The sequence below is a fragment of the Cellvibrio mixtus subsp. mixtus J3-8 genome, assembly GCF_000766945.1.
In the GTDB taxonomy this organism is placed as follows: Bacteria; Pseudomonadota; Gammaproteobacteria; order Pseudomonadales; family Cellvibrionaceae; genus Cellvibrio; species Cellvibrio mixtus_A.
This window is the reverse complement of the sequence record NZ_KN266207.1, coordinates 441378-456891: the sequence shown is the minus strand read 5'-3', so window position 1 is coordinate 456891 and position 15514 is coordinate 441378. Positions and strand designations below refer to the sequence as shown.

The 15514-nt window shown below is 45.9% G+C and carries 21 protein-coding genes; 7 read left to right on the top strand and 14 right to left on the bottom strand.

Annotation, left to right across the window (positions count from 1 at the left end):
- Positions 1-66: 66 nt before the first annotated feature.
- The 3 genes from A596_RS06955 to A596_RS06945 form a co-directional block, all read right to left on the bottom strand.
- A complete protein-coding gene (locus tag A596_RS06955) occupies positions 67-1536 on the bottom strand; it encodes an inorganic phosphate transporter (protein ID WP_039913408.1) in 1470 nt (489 codons plus the stop codon).
- Between the two features lie 286 nt (positions 1537-1822).
- Positions 1823-2029 carry a cold-shock protein gene (locus A596_RS06950; protein WP_039913407.1) on the bottom strand — a complete coding sequence of 69 codons (207 nt, stop codon included), beginning with the start codon at positions 2027-2029 and terminating at the stop codon, positions 1823-1825.
- 453 nt (positions 2030-2482) lie between these two features.
- Entirely contained in the window at positions 2483-2713 is a 231-nt protein-coding gene (locus A596_RS06945; RefSeq protein ID WP_039913406.1) for a hypothetical protein, read from the bottom strand.
- A 29-nt stretch (positions 2714-2742) separates the two neighbouring features.
- Here A596_RS06945 and fnr point away from each other — a divergent pair, with 29 nt between their 5' ends.
- The 3 genes from fnr (at position 2743) to A596_RS06930 (ending at position 4553) form a co-directional block, all read left to right on the top strand.
- On the top strand, positions 2743-3501 hold the full coding sequence (gene fnr / locus A596_RS06940; RefSeq protein ID WP_039913405.1) for a fumarate/nitrate reduction transcriptional regulator Fnr: 759 nt from the start codon (positions 2743-2745) through the stop codon (positions 3499-3501).
- 17 nt (positions 3502-3518) lie between these two features.
- The gene (locus A596_RS06935) at positions 3519-4112 is read left to right on the top strand and encodes a DUF4202 domain-containing protein (protein WP_039913404.1); all 594 of its coding nucleotides are present in this window, start codon (positions 3519-3521) and stop codon (positions 4110-4112) included.
- 63 nt (positions 4113-4175) lie between these two features.
- Positions 4176-4553, top strand: coding sequence for a SirB2 family protein (locus A596_RS06930; protein ID WP_039913403.1), 378 nt, complete (start codon positions 4176-4178; stop codon positions 4551-4553).
- Between the two features lie 84 nt (positions 4554-4637).
- Here A596_RS06930 and A596_RS06925 read toward each other — a convergent pair whose 3' ends face one another.
- From A596_RS06925 to A596_RS06915, 3 genes are all read right to left on the bottom strand, one after another.
- On the bottom strand, positions 4638-4976 hold the full coding sequence (locus A596_RS06925; protein WP_039913402.1) for a hypothetical protein: 339 nt from the start codon (positions 4974-4976) through the stop codon (positions 4638-4640).
- A gap of 65 nt (positions 4977-5041) precedes the next feature.
- Positions 5042-6064 carry an oxygen-dependent tRNA uridine(34) hydroxylase TrhO gene (trhO, locus tag A596_RS06920; RefSeq protein ID WP_039913401.1) on the bottom strand — a complete coding sequence of 341 codons (1023 nt, stop codon included), beginning with the start codon at positions 6062-6064 and terminating at the stop codon, positions 5042-5044.
- Between the two features lie 87 nt (positions 6065-6151).
- Positions 6152-6481, bottom strand: a complete 330-nt coding sequence (locus A596_RS06915) for a BolA family protein (RefSeq protein ID WP_039913400.1) — start codon at positions 6479-6481, stop codon at positions 6152-6154.
- Between the two features lie 190 nt (positions 6482-6671).
- Here A596_RS06915 and A596_RS22630 point away from each other — a divergent pair, with 190 nt between their 5' ends.
- Positions 6672-6875 (top strand): hypothetical protein, encoded by a 204-nt coding sequence (locus A596_RS22630; protein ID WP_084128111.1) that lies wholly within the window; start codon positions 6672-6674, stop codon positions 6873-6875.
- 67 nt (positions 6876-6942) lie between these two features.
- Here the strand turns inward: A596_RS22630 and A596_RS06910 are convergent, their stop codons facing one another.
- Positions 6943-7338: a diacylglycerol kinase gene (locus A596_RS06910; protein WP_412130144.1), complete on the bottom strand. Its 396-nt coding sequence runs from the start codon at positions 7336-7338 to the stop codon at positions 6943-6945.
- Between the two features lie 118 nt (positions 7339-7456).
- Between A596_RS06910 and A596_RS06905 the strand changes: the two genes are divergently transcribed.
- Both A596_RS06905 and A596_RS06900 read left to right on the top strand, forming a co-directional pair.
- A complete protein-coding gene (locus A596_RS06905) occupies positions 7457-7999 on the top strand; it encodes a phosphatase PAP2 family protein (protein WP_039913398.1) in 543 nt (180 codons plus the stop codon).
- Positions 8000-8028: 29 nt separating this feature from the next.
- A complete protein-coding gene (locus tag A596_RS06900) occupies positions 8029-9090 on the top strand; it encodes an MJ1255/VC2487 family glycosyltransferase (RefSeq protein ID WP_039913397.1) in 1062 nt (353 codons plus the stop codon).
- A 64-nt stretch (positions 9091-9154) separates the two neighbouring features.
- Here the strand turns inward: A596_RS06900 and arfB are convergent, their stop codons facing one another.
- The 5 genes from arfB to rpoE form a co-directional block, all read right to left on the bottom strand.
- Positions 9155-9571 carry an alternative ribosome rescue aminoacyl-tRNA hydrolase ArfB gene (gene arfB / locus A596_RS06895; RefSeq protein WP_039913396.1) on the bottom strand — a complete coding sequence of 139 codons (417 nt, stop codon included), beginning with the start codon at positions 9569-9571 and terminating at the stop codon, positions 9155-9157.
- Entirely contained in the window at positions 9558-10046 is a 489-nt protein-coding gene (locus tag A596_RS06890) for a SoxR reducing system RseC family protein (protein WP_039913395.1), read from the bottom strand. Before A596_RS06890 ends, arfB begins: the two co-directional genes overlap by 14 nt.
- 28 nt (positions 10047-10074) lie before the next feature.
- Complete coding sequence (locus A596_RS06885) at positions 10075-11067, bottom strand: MucB/RseB C-terminal domain-containing protein (RefSeq protein WP_235425634.1); 993 nt, start codon at positions 11065-11067, stop codon at positions 10075-10077.
- Between the two features lie 90 nt (positions 11068-11157).
- Positions 11158-11880 (bottom strand): sigma-E factor negative regulatory protein, encoded by a 723-nt coding sequence (locus A596_RS06880; protein WP_084128109.1) that lies wholly within the window; start codon positions 11878-11880, stop codon positions 11158-11160.
- A 146-nt stretch (positions 11881-12026) separates the two neighbouring features.
- The gene (rpoE, locus tag A596_RS06875; RefSeq protein ID WP_039913394.1) at positions 12027-12617 is read right to left on the bottom strand and encodes an RNA polymerase sigma factor RpoE; all 591 of its coding nucleotides are present in this window, start codon (positions 12615-12617) and stop codon (positions 12027-12029) included.
- A gap of 355 nt (positions 12618-12972) precedes the next feature.
- Here rpoE and nadB point away from each other — a divergent pair, with 355 nt between their 5' ends.
- Positions 12973-14610 carry an L-aspartate oxidase gene (gene nadB / locus A596_RS06870; RefSeq protein ID WP_039913393.1) on the top strand — a complete coding sequence of 546 codons (1638 nt, stop codon included), beginning with the start codon at positions 12973-12975 and terminating at the stop codon, positions 14608-14610.
- Between the two features lie 6 nt (positions 14611-14616).
- Here nadB and A596_RS22900 read toward each other — a convergent pair whose 3' ends face one another.
- Positions 14617-15126 (bottom strand): protein YgfX, encoded by a 510-nt coding sequence (locus A596_RS22900; RefSeq protein WP_152600120.1) that lies wholly within the window; start codon positions 15124-15126, stop codon positions 14617-14619.
- Complete coding sequence (locus A596_RS06865) at positions 15095-15346, bottom strand: FAD assembly factor SdhE (RefSeq protein ID WP_039913392.1); 252 nt, start codon at positions 15344-15346, stop codon at positions 15095-15097. The genes A596_RS22900 and A596_RS06865 overlap by 32 nt, the downstream gene beginning before the upstream one ends.
- Between the last annotated feature and the right edge of the window lie 168 nt (positions 15347-15514).

Here is a 15514-nt window from a genome sequence, read left to right as displayed (position 1 = left end):
ATAACGCCGTTATCAAGCAGACTTTAATAAATCCGGAATTAATTCGAATCCAAACAGATTCAACGTTTAAATAAACAAAGTCCCGAGGTAAAACAAACCACCTGACAAACCTATAGTCGCCGGTAAAGTAAATAACCAGGCCAACAAAATGGTTTTCACCGTACTGAATTGCAACCCGGATTTATTTGCAACCATAGTACCCGCCACAGCGGACGATAACACATGGGTAGTCGACACCGGCATACCTGTCACACTCGCCACACCAATCGCAGTGGCTGCAGTAATTTGTGCGGCCATACCTTGTGAATAGGTCATGCTGCTTTTACCGATTTTTTCACCGACGGTATACACAATACGTTTCCAGCCCATCATAGTGCCCAAGCCTAGTGCCAATGCAACGGCGACGATTACCCAGAAAGGCGCGTATTCAGTGGTAGCAGTCAGGTCTTTGCGGAGGCTATCAAGATCGGATTTATCTTTACCGGAAAAGCCATCCAGCTTGGATACTTTCTTGGCCGCATCATCAATACACAATAATAACCGACGAATATTACGGCGCTCATTTACATCGAGATCGCGATAGTGAGTCATGCCATCCATACCATTGATCAAGGTATTGATCTCCAGCATTGTATTTTTGGTATTGCATTTAAAATCTTCAGGCAAGACAGCATTGGCGGGAATATTCACATCAACCAGTGAACTTACTTTTGCTTCGTGTTCGCGGTAAAACGTCTGCAAGTGGGCAGCAGCATCGCGGGTACGCTCCACTTCGTATTTGCCACTATCGAGATCAAGAACAAATTGGGCCGGGGCCAAACCGATAAGCACCAACATAATCAAGCCAATACCTTTTTGGCCATCGTTAGAACCATGCACAAAGCTCACACCCATCGCTGATGCCACCAGCGTTACCCTCGTCCAGAATGGCGGATGTTTTTTGCCATCGATTTGCTCACGCTCTTGCGGAGTTTTATGGATTTTTGGACCGGTAAACATTTTTTTGAGCAACAACAAAACCAGTGCTGCCACACCAAAACCTACCAGGGGGGAAATTAACAGGGAAAGCATAATATCAATGGCTTTTTTGACATTCACGCCTTCACTGATCGGGATATCGGACAATAATGCGTTAGCCAGGCAAACACCCAACAAGGAACCAATGAGGGTATGGGAGCTGGATGCCGGGATACCGAAATACCATGTTCCCAGATTCCAGACAATCGCTGCACTCAACAGGGAAAATACCAACACCATGCCCTGGACCGAGGAAATATTGAGCAGCATATCCAATGGCAGCAAATGGACAATCGCATAGGCAACCCCAAGGCCGCCAAGCATCACTCCGAGAAAGTTGAAAATACCGGAAGCAATTACCGCAAGATGCGGATTCATTGCTTTGGTATAGATCACGGTTGCTACAGCATTCGCTGTATCGTGGAAGCCATTGATGAACTCATAGGCAAGAACAAAAGCAAGTGCCAGAAAGAGACTAGCTCCCATGAAAAAGCTAAGTCCGGTAAACATTTCTAACATAGGTTATCCACTTGACTGAGAAGACCGATCTAAATAACCACCCCCTCCTTGTGGCTGAATCACACTACCTTACATTGCAGCCAGCACTCTGACCCCAACGGGCGCGCATTATGATGTTTTTGTGACATTAAATCGACATTATTAACAAAATCGAATGCACCGGATCGATTGTTTTTTGCCCAACCCTACCCACTACAGACAATAAAAAAGCCGCCTCGAACCTATCGGGCGGCTTTTTTGATCGCAATCTAGCGAGCTAGATAGTACAGCGACGAGCGATTAACGCTTAAAGTCCAATTACGTTTTCAGCTTGTGGGCCTTTTTGGCCCGGCTTAACGTCGAACTCTACTTTTTGGCCTTCAGCCAGGGTTTTGAAACCTGAGCCAGTGATAGCGCTGTAGTGAACAAATACATCTTGACCAGCTTCGCTTGCAATGAAACCGAAACCTTTAGACTCGTTGAACCACTTAACGGTGCCAGTACTTCTAGCCATGATAAACCTCGATGCTCTATAAATTTATAAATTGAATACCCCAAGAGGAGCCTTGGCTGGCGAATTCAGGTTTTACTTATGAAGAACAATACGAGGTGCTAATAGATGTACTGCTAGAACAACGGATAGACTTACCATAAATAATGCTGCAGATGGGCCAGCTAAAACGCACTATATTCCGGCCCTTTCATGATGTAAAGGCTTTATTGCGAGCAAAAAAATCGTTTTTTGGGTATAAGGCCGAAACAGCCTGCGGCAATTTGTCACTCCCGTCTTCCACCATTAAACCGCTAAGATTCATCACATCGCCAACGCTTGAAATTCACATGGCGAACCCACTTTCACTTAACCGGAATCCCCGGTTAATCTCCCTGGGGCTGGAATTCCAGCCCATTTTTTCCTTAACTAACGACGCAATTCCTGCGTAGTCAATTTAATCCTTTACCATGGATATCATTTTAATTCTTTAACAATCGTACAATTACCCAACCCGAATTCGGCTTGCGCCAAACCATACATAAACAGCGGATCATATTCATGAATCCCACCCAGGCAATCCCTGTAGAGCAACACCGCTTCTATATATTCACCGTTGACCAACAACTCTTGCGCAAGACGCTGGACATGGAACTTAACCTTTACCGTGCCAGGTAAAGCTGCAACAATCCGATATCCGCAATCCATGCCCGCGAAACGCGTGAGGTTACCACTTCATGAATATTAATCAGCCGCTTGTAAAAGCCCAGGATTCCAATTGCCCGCACGACAAACGCGTAAGTTGTGGCAATTGCCGGTTGAATACCATTTGCCTGCCAATCAGTTTGCATATTGATGATATTGATAAACTCAACAACATTGTGCAGCGCGGCAAACCATTACAAAAAGGTGACTACTTATACCGCGCCGGTGAGCAGTTTGATTCTGTATACGCTATTCGCTCTGGCGCGGTTAAGGCCATGACGCTGAGTGACAACGGTGAAGAGCAAGTGACCGGATTCTATTTGCCCGGCGAAGTCGTTGGCATGGATGGTATTGCTGACAATCGTTACACCAATTCGGTAATCGCGCTGGAAACTTCGTCGGTATGTGAAATTCCATTTAATCGTATGGAAGAATTAAGTTTGCAGATCCCTAATTTGCAGCGGCATTTTTTCCAATTGATGAGCCGCGAAATTACACAAGACCAACAAATTATTACACTGCTGAGCAAAAGCAGCGCTGAAGAACGTATCGCTGCCCTGCTGCTTAGTATTTCCAGCCGTAATAGTCGCCGCCAATTATCGGCTATAGCATTTCGTTTACCGATGTCACGCACCGATATTGGCAATTATTTAGGCCTGACTATCGAAACGGTCAGTCGAATTTTTACTCGTTTGCAAAAGCAGGATGTAATTCATGTTGATAAAAAAGAAGTGCTGATCAACAACATGGAGCAATTACGCAATATCGCAAATGGCGATACCGGCTGTTAATTTAACGAGATCGCACTATGACCGATTTAATTCGCCTGGAAGCTACGCTGACCGCATTTGATGCAGCCAATCTGCAAGATCCGAATACTGAACTGGTTGATGGAAAACCCGTTGCCAAAGAGTGGATATATGCTCAAAGAATGAGTGCACACCTGCATCAATTTTGCGATTCACCATCAGAAGCGCTGCAACTCGCTGCACGCAGCCAGCACATTTGCCGCTGGAAAATTCCACGTAGCGATTACCCGATGGATCGCAGTGGTTATAAAAAGTGGCGCCTGGATTTGGCGCAAATGCATGGCGATATTGCCGGCGACATTATGGCAGCACATGGCTACGATGAAACAATCATTACGCGAGTGAAAGATTTATTACTGAAACGCAGCCTGAAACGCGATGAAGAAGTTCAAGCGCTGGAAGATGTTGTGTGCCTGGTATTTATCGAGTTTTACCTGGAAGATTTTGCCAGCAAGCACGATGAAGAAAAACTCATCGATATCATTCGTAAAACCTGGAATAAAATGTCTGCGAAAGGCCATGAGGCCGCACTGAAATTGCCGCTGTCGCAAGCCATGCTGACCCTGGTAACAAAAGCATTAAGCCCTGGTTAAAAAGCAAAAGAACAACCGTTTTTACATTCGCTATAATTAACAACCATTATTAAGGAACACACTGTGTATTTAGCCCTAAAACATTTGCATTTAACATTTGTTGCGCTGTCGTTAATTCTTTTTGTGTTGCGCGGCATTTGGTTATTTATGAACTCCGGAATGCTAGGCAAAAAATGGGTAAAAATTTTGCCACACATTATTAGCAGCTTATTATTGATCAGCGGTATTGTGCTTGCAGTAAATTTAAATATGTCACCCGGCAATCAGCCCTGGTTGCTAGCCAAAATTATTGCGCTGGTTGCCTACATTGGCTTAGGTGTTGCTGCCTTTAAAGCCGCTAACCCTATTACCAGCAAAGCTTTCTGGTTAATTGCATTGTTGGTATTTGCCTATATGGTGAGTGTTGCTGTTACCAAAAATCCGTTAGGGTTTTTCGGCTAGCAATGTGAAGCAATAGATATAGCAATAAAAAAAACGGCGCTGAAGGCGCCGTTTTTTTCGAGCAACTTTTTATTGCAAAACAAATCAGGAGTTTTTCTTCAATGAAAGCACAGAGCGTTGTGGCTTATCGGGGCGCTCCGCAAAGCGCCTGGCAAGCTCTTCACGCGCTTTAATCGCTTCGGTTTTTACATCCTGCGCAGGATTTGATTGCCATGACTTGGGGGCACTGTTTCCGGCTTTTGCCAGGAACTCCAAGCCTGAGCGCAACAGGCGCGCCTGATCCACAAAACTGATGCCCTCTGGAAATTTGCCGGGGTATACCTCGGACGGGTCTTTGGGGTTACCTTCTATACGAATCGTAAAACCATTGGCATGAGTTGCAGTGCCAATTGCCAGGTCCGCTGTCCAATCATCAAAATTCATAGGTACCACTTGAAGTCATCAATGAAGCCGCTATTAAATCATATTGTAATTATGTGACCAAATAGCTAAACACTATTTCCAACAGAAAGAGTTGTAATATTTCCTGCTGCCTGCGAATTCCGGCGCTGCTCTTCACGTAATTCACGTTTTTTGGCGGCTCGTAACTGGCGCTCAGGAGGTAAAGCACCAATATGGGTCTCGTTGCGCTCTTTGGCGAGTTCGATTTGCTTCTGACGCTCGGTAAAACGAATTTTTTGATCATCAGTGAGTTTATCAAAACACCGCGGGCAACAAACACCAAGCATATATTGCGGTGAGAGTTTATCTTCTTCTGTGATTGGAAAACGGCAACCGTGGCATTGATCGTAAATACCTTTTTCCAATTTATGATTTACCGCTACGCGATTATCGAATACAAAACATTCACCACGCCAAAGGCTCTCTTCTTCCGGAACCTCCTCCAGATATTTAAGAATACCGCCTTCCAAATGATAAACCTCATCAAAGCCCTGCTCTTTCAGATATGCAGTGGATTTCTCGCAACGAATGCCACCTGTGCAAAACATGGCAACTTTTTTATGTTTGGCAGGATCCAGATTTTCCGCTACATATGCGGGAAACTCACGAAAGGTTTCGGTTTGTGGATCAATAGCGCGCTCAAAAGTGCCTATTTCATACTCATATGAGTTGCGGGTATCAATCACCACAACCTCAGGGTCACTAATCAACGAGTTCCAGTCCTTTGGCTTAACGTAGGTTCCGACGATTTGTTGTGGATCTATGCCGGTAACCCCCATAGTTACAATTTCTTTTTTTAACTTGACCTTCATGCGATAAAAAGGCTGCTCGTCATAAAAGGATTCTTTGTAACTTAAATTATCGAAACGGCCATCGTTGCGCAAAAATGTGACTAATCCATCAATCCCCGCACGGGTTCCCGAGACAGTACCGTTGATTCCCTCTTCTGCAAGCAACAACGTGCCTTTAATACCCAAAGAATCACACAGCGCTTTCAAACGAGGAACGAGGGTTTCGTAATCAGGTAATTTGACAAATTTATAGAGGGCGGCAACAACAGTTTGAGTCATAAGAATCACTTAACGGGTTAAAACAGGATCGGGCAGATACCCTTTTCATCGGGCGCGCATTATAAGCGTTTGTTTTTTGTACAACCACTAGTTCTTTTGCTGGTCGTGTTTGCTACCACCCAAACACTGTGGCGACTTTGGAACCCGGTCATCGGCTTGCCATTCTTTTGGGCTAAAGGTATGTAGCGCAAGCGCATGGACACCAGCACCTAACTCTTCGGACAAACAAGCATAAATGGCCTGGTGGCGCTGTACTTGACGCTTTCCTTCAAAAAAGGCCGACACGAGAGTTACCTTAAAGTGGGTTTCCGACCCTGGAGGAACCGAGTGCATGTAACTTTCGTTGATCACCTCCAGATGGGCTGGCTGAAAAGCGCGACCAAGCTTGGTATGTATTTGATTTTCAACGGAGTTCATAGCAATAACCTCTAATACGACAATGCATAGGGATAGATGATGGCTATCTGTCCAGCGGGATCCATGCAAAAAAACTGGCGGCATTTTACCGTCAAAGATCTACACTGTGTTGACTTGGCGCAACTAGATCCAAGTTAATTTACAGCCAAATAACCATAACACTGCGCAATTGGGGATAGCTAATCAGATCATGAGTGAACATAAGTTTTTCATCGACCGTCGTAAAGGCGCTGATCGCCGCCTGGATCGAGACCCCTGCAGAAACCTGCCAATGGACCTGTATCATCGCAAACGCCGTAAATCAGCAGAGCGCCGCAATCAGGAACGCAGTTTGGCCGATGATTATATAGCGTTCCTTGGAACACCAGACTCAGGCAATAAGATGCCTCATTAAATACCGGCCATGATCCCACTCACAACCGGCAAAATGAGTACCGACAAGCGTTTTTTCTGTAATAGGCTTACCAAAAGCGATTAATCGCTACTATTGACCACACGATTACCAATAGGGTCAAACTTACAAATACCAATGCCGAACCAATATCTTTGGCTCGACCAGACAACTCATGGCGTTCTGATCCCGTGCGATCAACGACCGCCTCTACCGACGAATTGGCAAGCTCCGCCATCAATACCCAAAATACACTGCTAATTAACAAGATAAGTTCGATATGGCTTTGTGCGAGCCAAAAAGCGGTTGGAATTAAAATCATAGCCAACGCCACTTCCTGTCGAAATGCAGCTTCATATTTCCAGCTTGCAGCAAATCCTTTCATTGAATAACCAAAAGCGTCTATTACGCGCGCGATACCGGTTTTGCCTGGTTTGCCCATTCCCGTCTCCAACAGAGTTGTCATTTCAGATTCATTGAGTGTTCACAGAATAGTCACATAGGAGTGTTACAAAATATCGGGTGCTGTTGATTCTGCACCCTAGCCTGGATTCCTGTGCAACATTAACTAAAGGCGGTGAATCATGAACACATTTTTACAGCGAGTCCACCATTTGGACACACTTGCATTCTTATGGGTGCATGTGACAAAAGGTTTTCAATATCGTCGCTCTGTCAGATTTATTTCACATACGGGCGATGGACCGGTGTATTTCCTGGTTGCATTGGCATTGTTATTACTGGAACCAATTGTAGGCGCAACTTTTTTTTGGGCTGGTATTATTGCTTATGTATTTGATGTAAGCCTTTATCTGTTACTGAAAAACGTAATCAAACGCGATCGCCCTGCCGTAAAAATTACTACCTATCAAGCGTGGATTACGCCTTCGGATCAATTCAGTTTCCCTTCGGGCCATACTGCCGCCGCATTTTTATTTGCGTGCCTTATTTTGAATTTTTACCCCGCATTTGCCATACCTGCATTTATCTGGGCAACGGCAATCGGCATGAGCCGGGTTTTGTTAGGAGTTCACTACCCTACCGATTTGGTTGCTGGCGCCATCCTTGGAAGTGCCTGTGCATTTTGGGGAATCTATTTACATGCAATTATGAGTGCGCCGTATTAATACCATTAGCTTTCACTTGAGAAAACTGCATGAAAATATTGTACGGAGTTCAGGGCACAGGTAATGGTCACACTACCCGTGCTCGCATTATGGCCAAAGCGCTTGCTGATGCTGGCGCTCAAGTAGATTGGGTATTTTCAGGCCGCGAACGCGATAAATTTTTTGACATGGAACCGTTTGGTAATTTTCAATCCTATCGCGGCCTTACTTTTGCTACACAAAGTGGCAAAGTACTTTATTTAAAAACCGCACTTACCTCCAATCTTGCCCAACTTTATCAAGACACAAAAAAAGTGAATGTCGAGGGCTATGATTTCATTATCAATGACTTTGAACCTGTTTCCGCATGGGCGGCAAAACGTGCAGGCAAAAAAGTGATTGGTATCTCTCACCAAAACGCTTTTTTTTACGATATCCCTAAAGTTGATAGCAATATTTTCGTTAATTGGTTTATGCGCAACTTTGCACCGGTAACAATGCCAATTGGTTTGCACTGGCATCATTTCAACCAGCCAATTTTGCCACCACTGATTGAGCATTCGCATTATTCGAATATTTCCACCCCCAGGCACTATCTGGTTTATTTACCTTTTGCCGGATTGGATGACATCGTTCCCCAGTTGCGTGAATTTCCACAATACGATTTTTTTATATATCAACCAGTTCCCGCTGCTTACGATGAAGGAAACATTCATGTCCGCCCATTTTCACGCGAGGGATTCCAACTGGATTTGCATCGCTGTGAAGGCGTGATATGCAGTGCCGGTTTTGAATTACCCAGTGAAGCAATTCACTTGGGTAAAAAAATATTAGTGCAACCGGTAGCAGGACAAATGGAACAAAAGTCCAATGCCCTGGCATTGGAAAAATTGGGTTATGGCTATTCAACAAAAAATTTTGATGTAGAAACCTTGCGAAAATGGTTGCCATTAAACGCCCCCACCAACGCGCAAAATTACCCTGATGTTGCCAAAGCATTAGTAGGTTGGTTGATGAAGGGTGGTGGTGAGGATATCCGCGAATTGCAACAACAGCTATGGCAGGAAAAAATTGACCAGGTAACACCGGCTGTACAAGTTTTCGCAAAATAGTTAATAGCCATACAAATCAATTCGCGCAAAAACAGCGGCTATAAGTCACTATTACAGAAGAAAGTTAATCAAACGAAACTTTTTGGCGCGCGGCCTTAATCGCACCGCGCTGGCTTTTTGAATCCATACGTTTTTGTCTGGATGAAAATGTAGGTTTGGTGGCGCGGCGAGCTTTTTCTATTTTTATTGCATCCACAATAATTTCTTGCAGACGCAACAATGCGTCTTCACGATTTTGTTCCTGGGTGCGGTAGCGTTGGGCTTTGATAACCAATACACCATCATTGGTGATACGGTTATCCCCTAACGCCAGAAGGCGCGCTTTGCAAAAATTGGTTAATGATGAATTAGGGATATCAAAACGCAAATGTATCGCACTAGACACTTTGTTGACATTCTGCCCTCCAGCACCTTGGGCACGCATGGCCGTCAGTTCAATTTCACTCAGGGGAATGTTGAGGCTGGCATTAATTCGCAACATGCGGATGCTGCTCATCAGGTTGATAAAAATACAATGGCTGATTATCGTCAATCAATACCGGTTGCAACTCGCGGTTATGACGATTACGCCAGGAATACCAACGCACCAAACCCCCTCCAAACAATAAACCAGTCAAACCAGCAAGCATGGTCACTGCTTCATTCGCGAATTGCATATGCGCCAGAGATGTAGTCATTACTAATACTACGATGGGAATCACGTAAATAATTAGCGAGCTCTTTGCAATAACTTCCTCCGGAATACCAATCCGGACTTCATCGCCCAGTTGGTAGCTTTCCGCAGCGCGGCCTTCGAGTAATACACGAATATAAGATGTATGACCATCCATCTGGCTAATCAATCGCTGGCCACATCCCCGTTCTGCTTTACATGAACCACAGGCAGTTTTTTGGACAGTTTCTACCCATACACTTTCGGTTTCTATTGAGACGATACGGCCAGTTTCAACAATCATATTGCCACCCCCAAAGAAAAAGGGGGGATTAAATCCCCCCTATGCTCTGTGCAACTTTTTGAGCGGTCACAATTGGTATTTCTCCAATCACCGTAACCCGATAGGTTTTACCCTGATAATTTAGCGCATCCATGATGACCAGCGTCGCGCCGCGATGGGCGACCCCTTCCGGAATAACGCCTGCAGCAGGCTCAATAAATACCGAAAATGTAGTTAAACCATCGGAATACATCAACATATCAATTTTTTGTCGCACCTGACGTTGGCCTGTAAAAATAAACCCGGGCGGCACCCATGCCAATTGCCAGCGTTCAGGCTGTTTGAGCACGTCCGGGTTACAGTCGGTTTGCGAATTCGCGTCTTTATGAATTTTCGCCAGGGGTCGCTTCATGCTTTCCGGATCAGGACTCAAATCCAGGTCAATAAATTGATAGCGCTCCAGCGGCCGTGACGATTCATCAACCAACCAGGATTTGAGGACAAGGCCGGTTTCATTGTCGATGCTCAACAAAGAGCTATGGCGGAATTTATCCAGCGGCAGCGCAAGTAATCCTGTCGCCTCGCGCCCGGCAACACGCTCGGGACCAAGAATTTCAAATTTATACAATTGATCCAACCGGGCAAGGTTCGCACCAAACTGGCTAATTTTACCTTGCAATAGCTGATTACCAAGGCTATCGCACGCCAGGGATTTTCCTTCGCGCACAAACTCACGCTCAACCCCGTTCATATGCTGCAAACGCTCGTGCTCCACACCATCTTCGATCCAATGGAGAATCCGAAAGCTTTGCAATGCGGGGTTATCTTTATGCTGGTAGGTAAATGATCCCTGGTAATTCAGGGTTTTTGGAACCGTTGCCATTTTATGTAACAAGGCCGCTACATCAGCAGAATCGCGCTGCGAATTTTCCGGCGATGACCCGGTTTCCTGGGCCATTAACGGCGTTGCACAGCAAAGTGCGATAAAAGAAAAATACGATAAGCAGCGACGGGGTAAATTAGCAGAAATGAAAGTTGGCATTCTGGGCTCAATCAGGAAGTTAGTTGGGAGCAGCATAACTGCTCCCTAATAATTCCAACAAGTCTGCAATGAGGTAGGAAGTGTGAAAAATTACTCTTCTTCAGTCAGGATCACACGGGTATACGGCAACATCCCCTGACCACTATTCATGGAGGCATTATCTGTATGCTCCTGAATCAACTGGTTTACATAAATAGATATGTCTTCGTTATATACCGGTGCTGCTTCTTGACGCGGTACATACATCACCCGACGGCTTTCTTGCGGCCGGGATTCATAACCACTTTGCACTGCAACAGTACGCGCAGATAAAGCCGGTGCATTAAACCCAGACGGTAAATTTGCCGCTTTGTTTTCGGGTACATTAGCAGGCACTGCAGCGGGTGTAGTCGCTGCAATTTCAGCCGTTTGCGGTGCGACAGTTTGGTATTGCTGCACACCTACAACCAAGGCACCGGCTACTGATGCTGCAACAGCAGCGCGGCCAAGTTGTTGCCACCAGGATGTCGGTACAGCCACTACATTACTTTCCTTCACCACTTCAGGCTTGGCTGCAACAACAGGTTGTTGCGAGTAAGTTTCCTCAGCTTCAATAGCGGCACTGATCCTGGAAGCGAAATCACCGGAAGCCATCACGGGTAATTTTCCTTTCAAACCTGCGCTGGCGATTTGGTAACGGGACCATGTAGTTTTTACTTCAGGGTTCGCATCCAGCGCCTTGAGCAGACGCTGTAGTTCCAATTCGGAAGCTTCATTATCCATAAGTGCTGATAAGGATTCGGCAAGCACTGGTGGTTGGATTTGCTCTGTCATTCTCGCTGGTGCCTCTACAAAACTAAGTATTATAGAAAAGGGTTTGGGGTAACGATGACTCGCGTAAAACTAACTGTCTCTATGACTAACCCCTACATAATTGGTTCAGTAATTTCGCAAAAATTGTGAAAGTTTTACAAAATGACTTAAATATCTTCAACCAACGGCTTAATGCGCTTATCGATCGCCTCTCGTGCCCGAAAGATGCGTGAACGCACAGTCCCCACCGGGCATGCCATTACTTCTGCAATTTCTTCATAACTCAGCCCATCCATTTCCCGCAGGGTCACGGCAGTGCGCAAGTCGTCAGGTAAATCGCGGAAGGCCTGGGAGATGGTATCTTCAAGTTCCTCGCACAGCACATTGTGTTCAGGAGTATTCAATTCGTGCATACCATCATTGCCATCAAAAAACTCGGCATCCTCAATTTCCACATCACTGGTAGGCGGACGACGGTTTCGCGCGACTATATGATTCTTGGCAGTATTGATGGCGATACGATAAATCCAGGTGTAAAACGCACTGTCACCACGAAAATTAGGCAGCGCCCGGTAAGCTTTAATGAAGGCTTCCTGGGCGACATCCTGGGCTTCGGCATGATCGCGGATAAAGCGGCTAATCACCGCCAATACCTTGTGCTGGTATTTAATAACTAGCAAATCAAACGCGCGCTTATCGCCTTTTTGAACTCGCTCGACCAATTGTTGATCAACATCAGGCGCCACTTGCGCAGTCATTCTTTAACCCCCAAGTACCCTGCACTTATGTCAGGGTCAATCTAAAGTCAGTGTGATCCAGACCAAACTACATTTTGCTTAACGTGCCTGTTGGCGTACCGTTAACCCCTATTTCTTGGCCGGAAATTTAATTATCTACCGGCATAGAGCAAACTGTATGCCTATCTATCACTGTATACCCTATTAAAGCAAAGTGGCTCATAGACATAAACCATACCAAAAAGTTCTGGCGGGTAATTATACGGGCTTATTCGGGCCTTGGCTGTTTCCTTCGGCTAAAGCTGTGCAAGCTTGTTATAATGCGCGTCATTTTCCAGCGAATTATTTACCCTTGTCGTGAGTCGGGTTTTATTGAATGAAAAAACACTATCAATATGATGTTCTGGTAATTGGTTCCGGTGCCGCCGGCTTGACGTTGGCCCTAAGTCTAGCGCAACACGCTAAAGTTGCTGTGCTTAGTAAAAATGCGGTGAACCAGGGCTCAACCTGGTTTGCCCAGGGAGGAATTGCCGCCGTACTGGACGACCAGGACTCTATTGATGCCCATGTTGCAGATACATTAATTGCCGGCGCCGGTCTGTGCCATGAGGATGCAGTAAGGTTTACCGTAGAACGCAGTAAAGAAGCCATCCAATGGTTAATCAATCAGGGCGTGAACTTCACCAAGGAAAATGCCAATGGCGATTATCATTTAACAAAGGAAGGCGGACACAGCCATCGTCGCATCATCCACAGTGCTGATGCCACTGGCCAGGCGGTGCACTCAACATTGATTGATCAGGTTGAAAGGCAGCCGAATATTGATATCTACGAACACCATGTAGCGGTAAACCTGATATCGCAAGCTGACGCAGGTTCACGCAAGCTGCGGTGTACCGGTGCCTATGTATTGGATAGCGAAAAAGATACCATTCACGTATTCCAGGCCAAAGTGGTTGTTCTTGCCACCGGTGGAGCAAGCAAGGTCTATCTGTATAGCAGTAATCCGGATAGTGCCAGCGGTGATGGGATTGCGATGGCGTGGCGCGCCGGCTGTCGTATCGCCAATATGGAATTCAACCAATTCCATCCTACCTGCCTTTATCACCCGCGAGCCAAAAACTTCCTGATCACCGAAGCCTTACGCGGTGAAGGTGCCTATTTGCGCTTGCCTAATGGCGAGCGATTTATGCTGCGCCTCGATGAGCGCGCCGAGCTGGCACCGCGCGATATAGTGGCTCGGGCGATTGACCATGAAATCAAACGCCTCGGGTGTGATTGTGTATATCTGGATATCAGCCACAAGTCACCGGAATTTATTAGCGAACATTTCCCCACGGTAAAAGCGCGCTGCCTTGAATTTGGAATCGATATCACCAAAGAACCAATCCCTGTCGTTCCTGCGGCTCACTACACCTGTGGTGGTGTTGTGGTTGATAAGAATGGCCATACAGATCTGCAAAATTTATATGCTATCGGCGAGACCTCATTTACCGGCCTGCACGGCGCCAACCGTATGGCGAGCAATTCGTTGCTGGAGTGCATCGTTTACGCCCAATCCGCTGCCGAACACATTCTTGCCAACTTGCCACATATTTCGGCACCGGATACATCTCCACAATGGGATGCCTCGCGCGTACGCGATTCAGACGAAGATGTAGTGATTTCACACAACTGGGACGAGCTTCGCCGTTTTATGTGGGATTATGTGGGAATCGTGCGTACCGACAAACGCCTTGAACGGGCAACACATCGCATAAAACTGTTACAGAAAGAAATTGCCGAGTATTACAGCAACTACAAAATCAGCAGCGACCTGATTGAATTACGCAACCTGGCAACAGTAGCAGAGCTAATTATTCGCTCTGCCCATGAGCGCAAAGAAAGTCGCGGGCTGCATTACTCGCCGGACTATCCCGATAAATCACCTATCGCCCGCGATACCATTATGATTCCCCACAATTTTGCAGGGCAGGATGTAATTGTTAGCAAAGAAGTTTCACCACAAAAATAAAGTCCGTTAGCTTTTGGGCCTCAGGCATACCCGTATCCAGGTACGCAAGCGCGCCCTGTCTATGGGGGATAGTGCATCGTTAGCAATCAGCAAATATTTACGCTGGCCCGAATCTATCGACTGCATGGGCAAAATAATGAGTAACGACCAACAAAGCACCTCACCTGCAAGCTGGTATTTTTGTGGGGTACCCATGTCAACCTTTAATATCCATTCTCCCCGCTCAAACCACAACATTCCTGAAAATAGAGTTTGTGTTTGATATTGGTAACCTGTCCATAATCCACACCAACCACTGGCAAGAACAATCAACCAAAACGGGTTGCCAAGTACCCACGGGAAAAGAACCCAAAATACACATACTGCGAATAACAAATATGTTATTCGATAAAAATAGGTAAGGAGGGAAGATAAAGTAATTGTCACCGCCACTAAGGAAGGCAGCGGTTTTAACAGGGATAGAGACGCGATGTCAGTTGCTGGATTAACTGTTTTTCTGGAGCCCGGTATTTGCACGAATAATATCCACAATCCGTTGTAGTTCAGGGTCGGCCGGATTTTCCCGGCGCATGAACCAGGCAAATAAATCCTGATCCTGTTCTTCCAATAATAACCAATAACGTTCCTTATCGCTTTGTTCCAAAGTGGGGTACACGTTTTCCAGAAATGGCATCAACACCAGATCCAATTCCAGCATGCCGCGGCGGCTTCCCCAAAACAAACGATTTATATCCACGCTACTACCTGTTTAATCACTGAAAAAGGCTACCATTATAAACGAGCCACTCATGAATAGCGCTAGGCAAAATCATTAGCCCGGATAGGGCGACTTCGCCCCGGGCCTTGGCTTGATAAAGCGCTAATCCATTCCACGAATATGATGATAAGCATCGGTTATTTATAG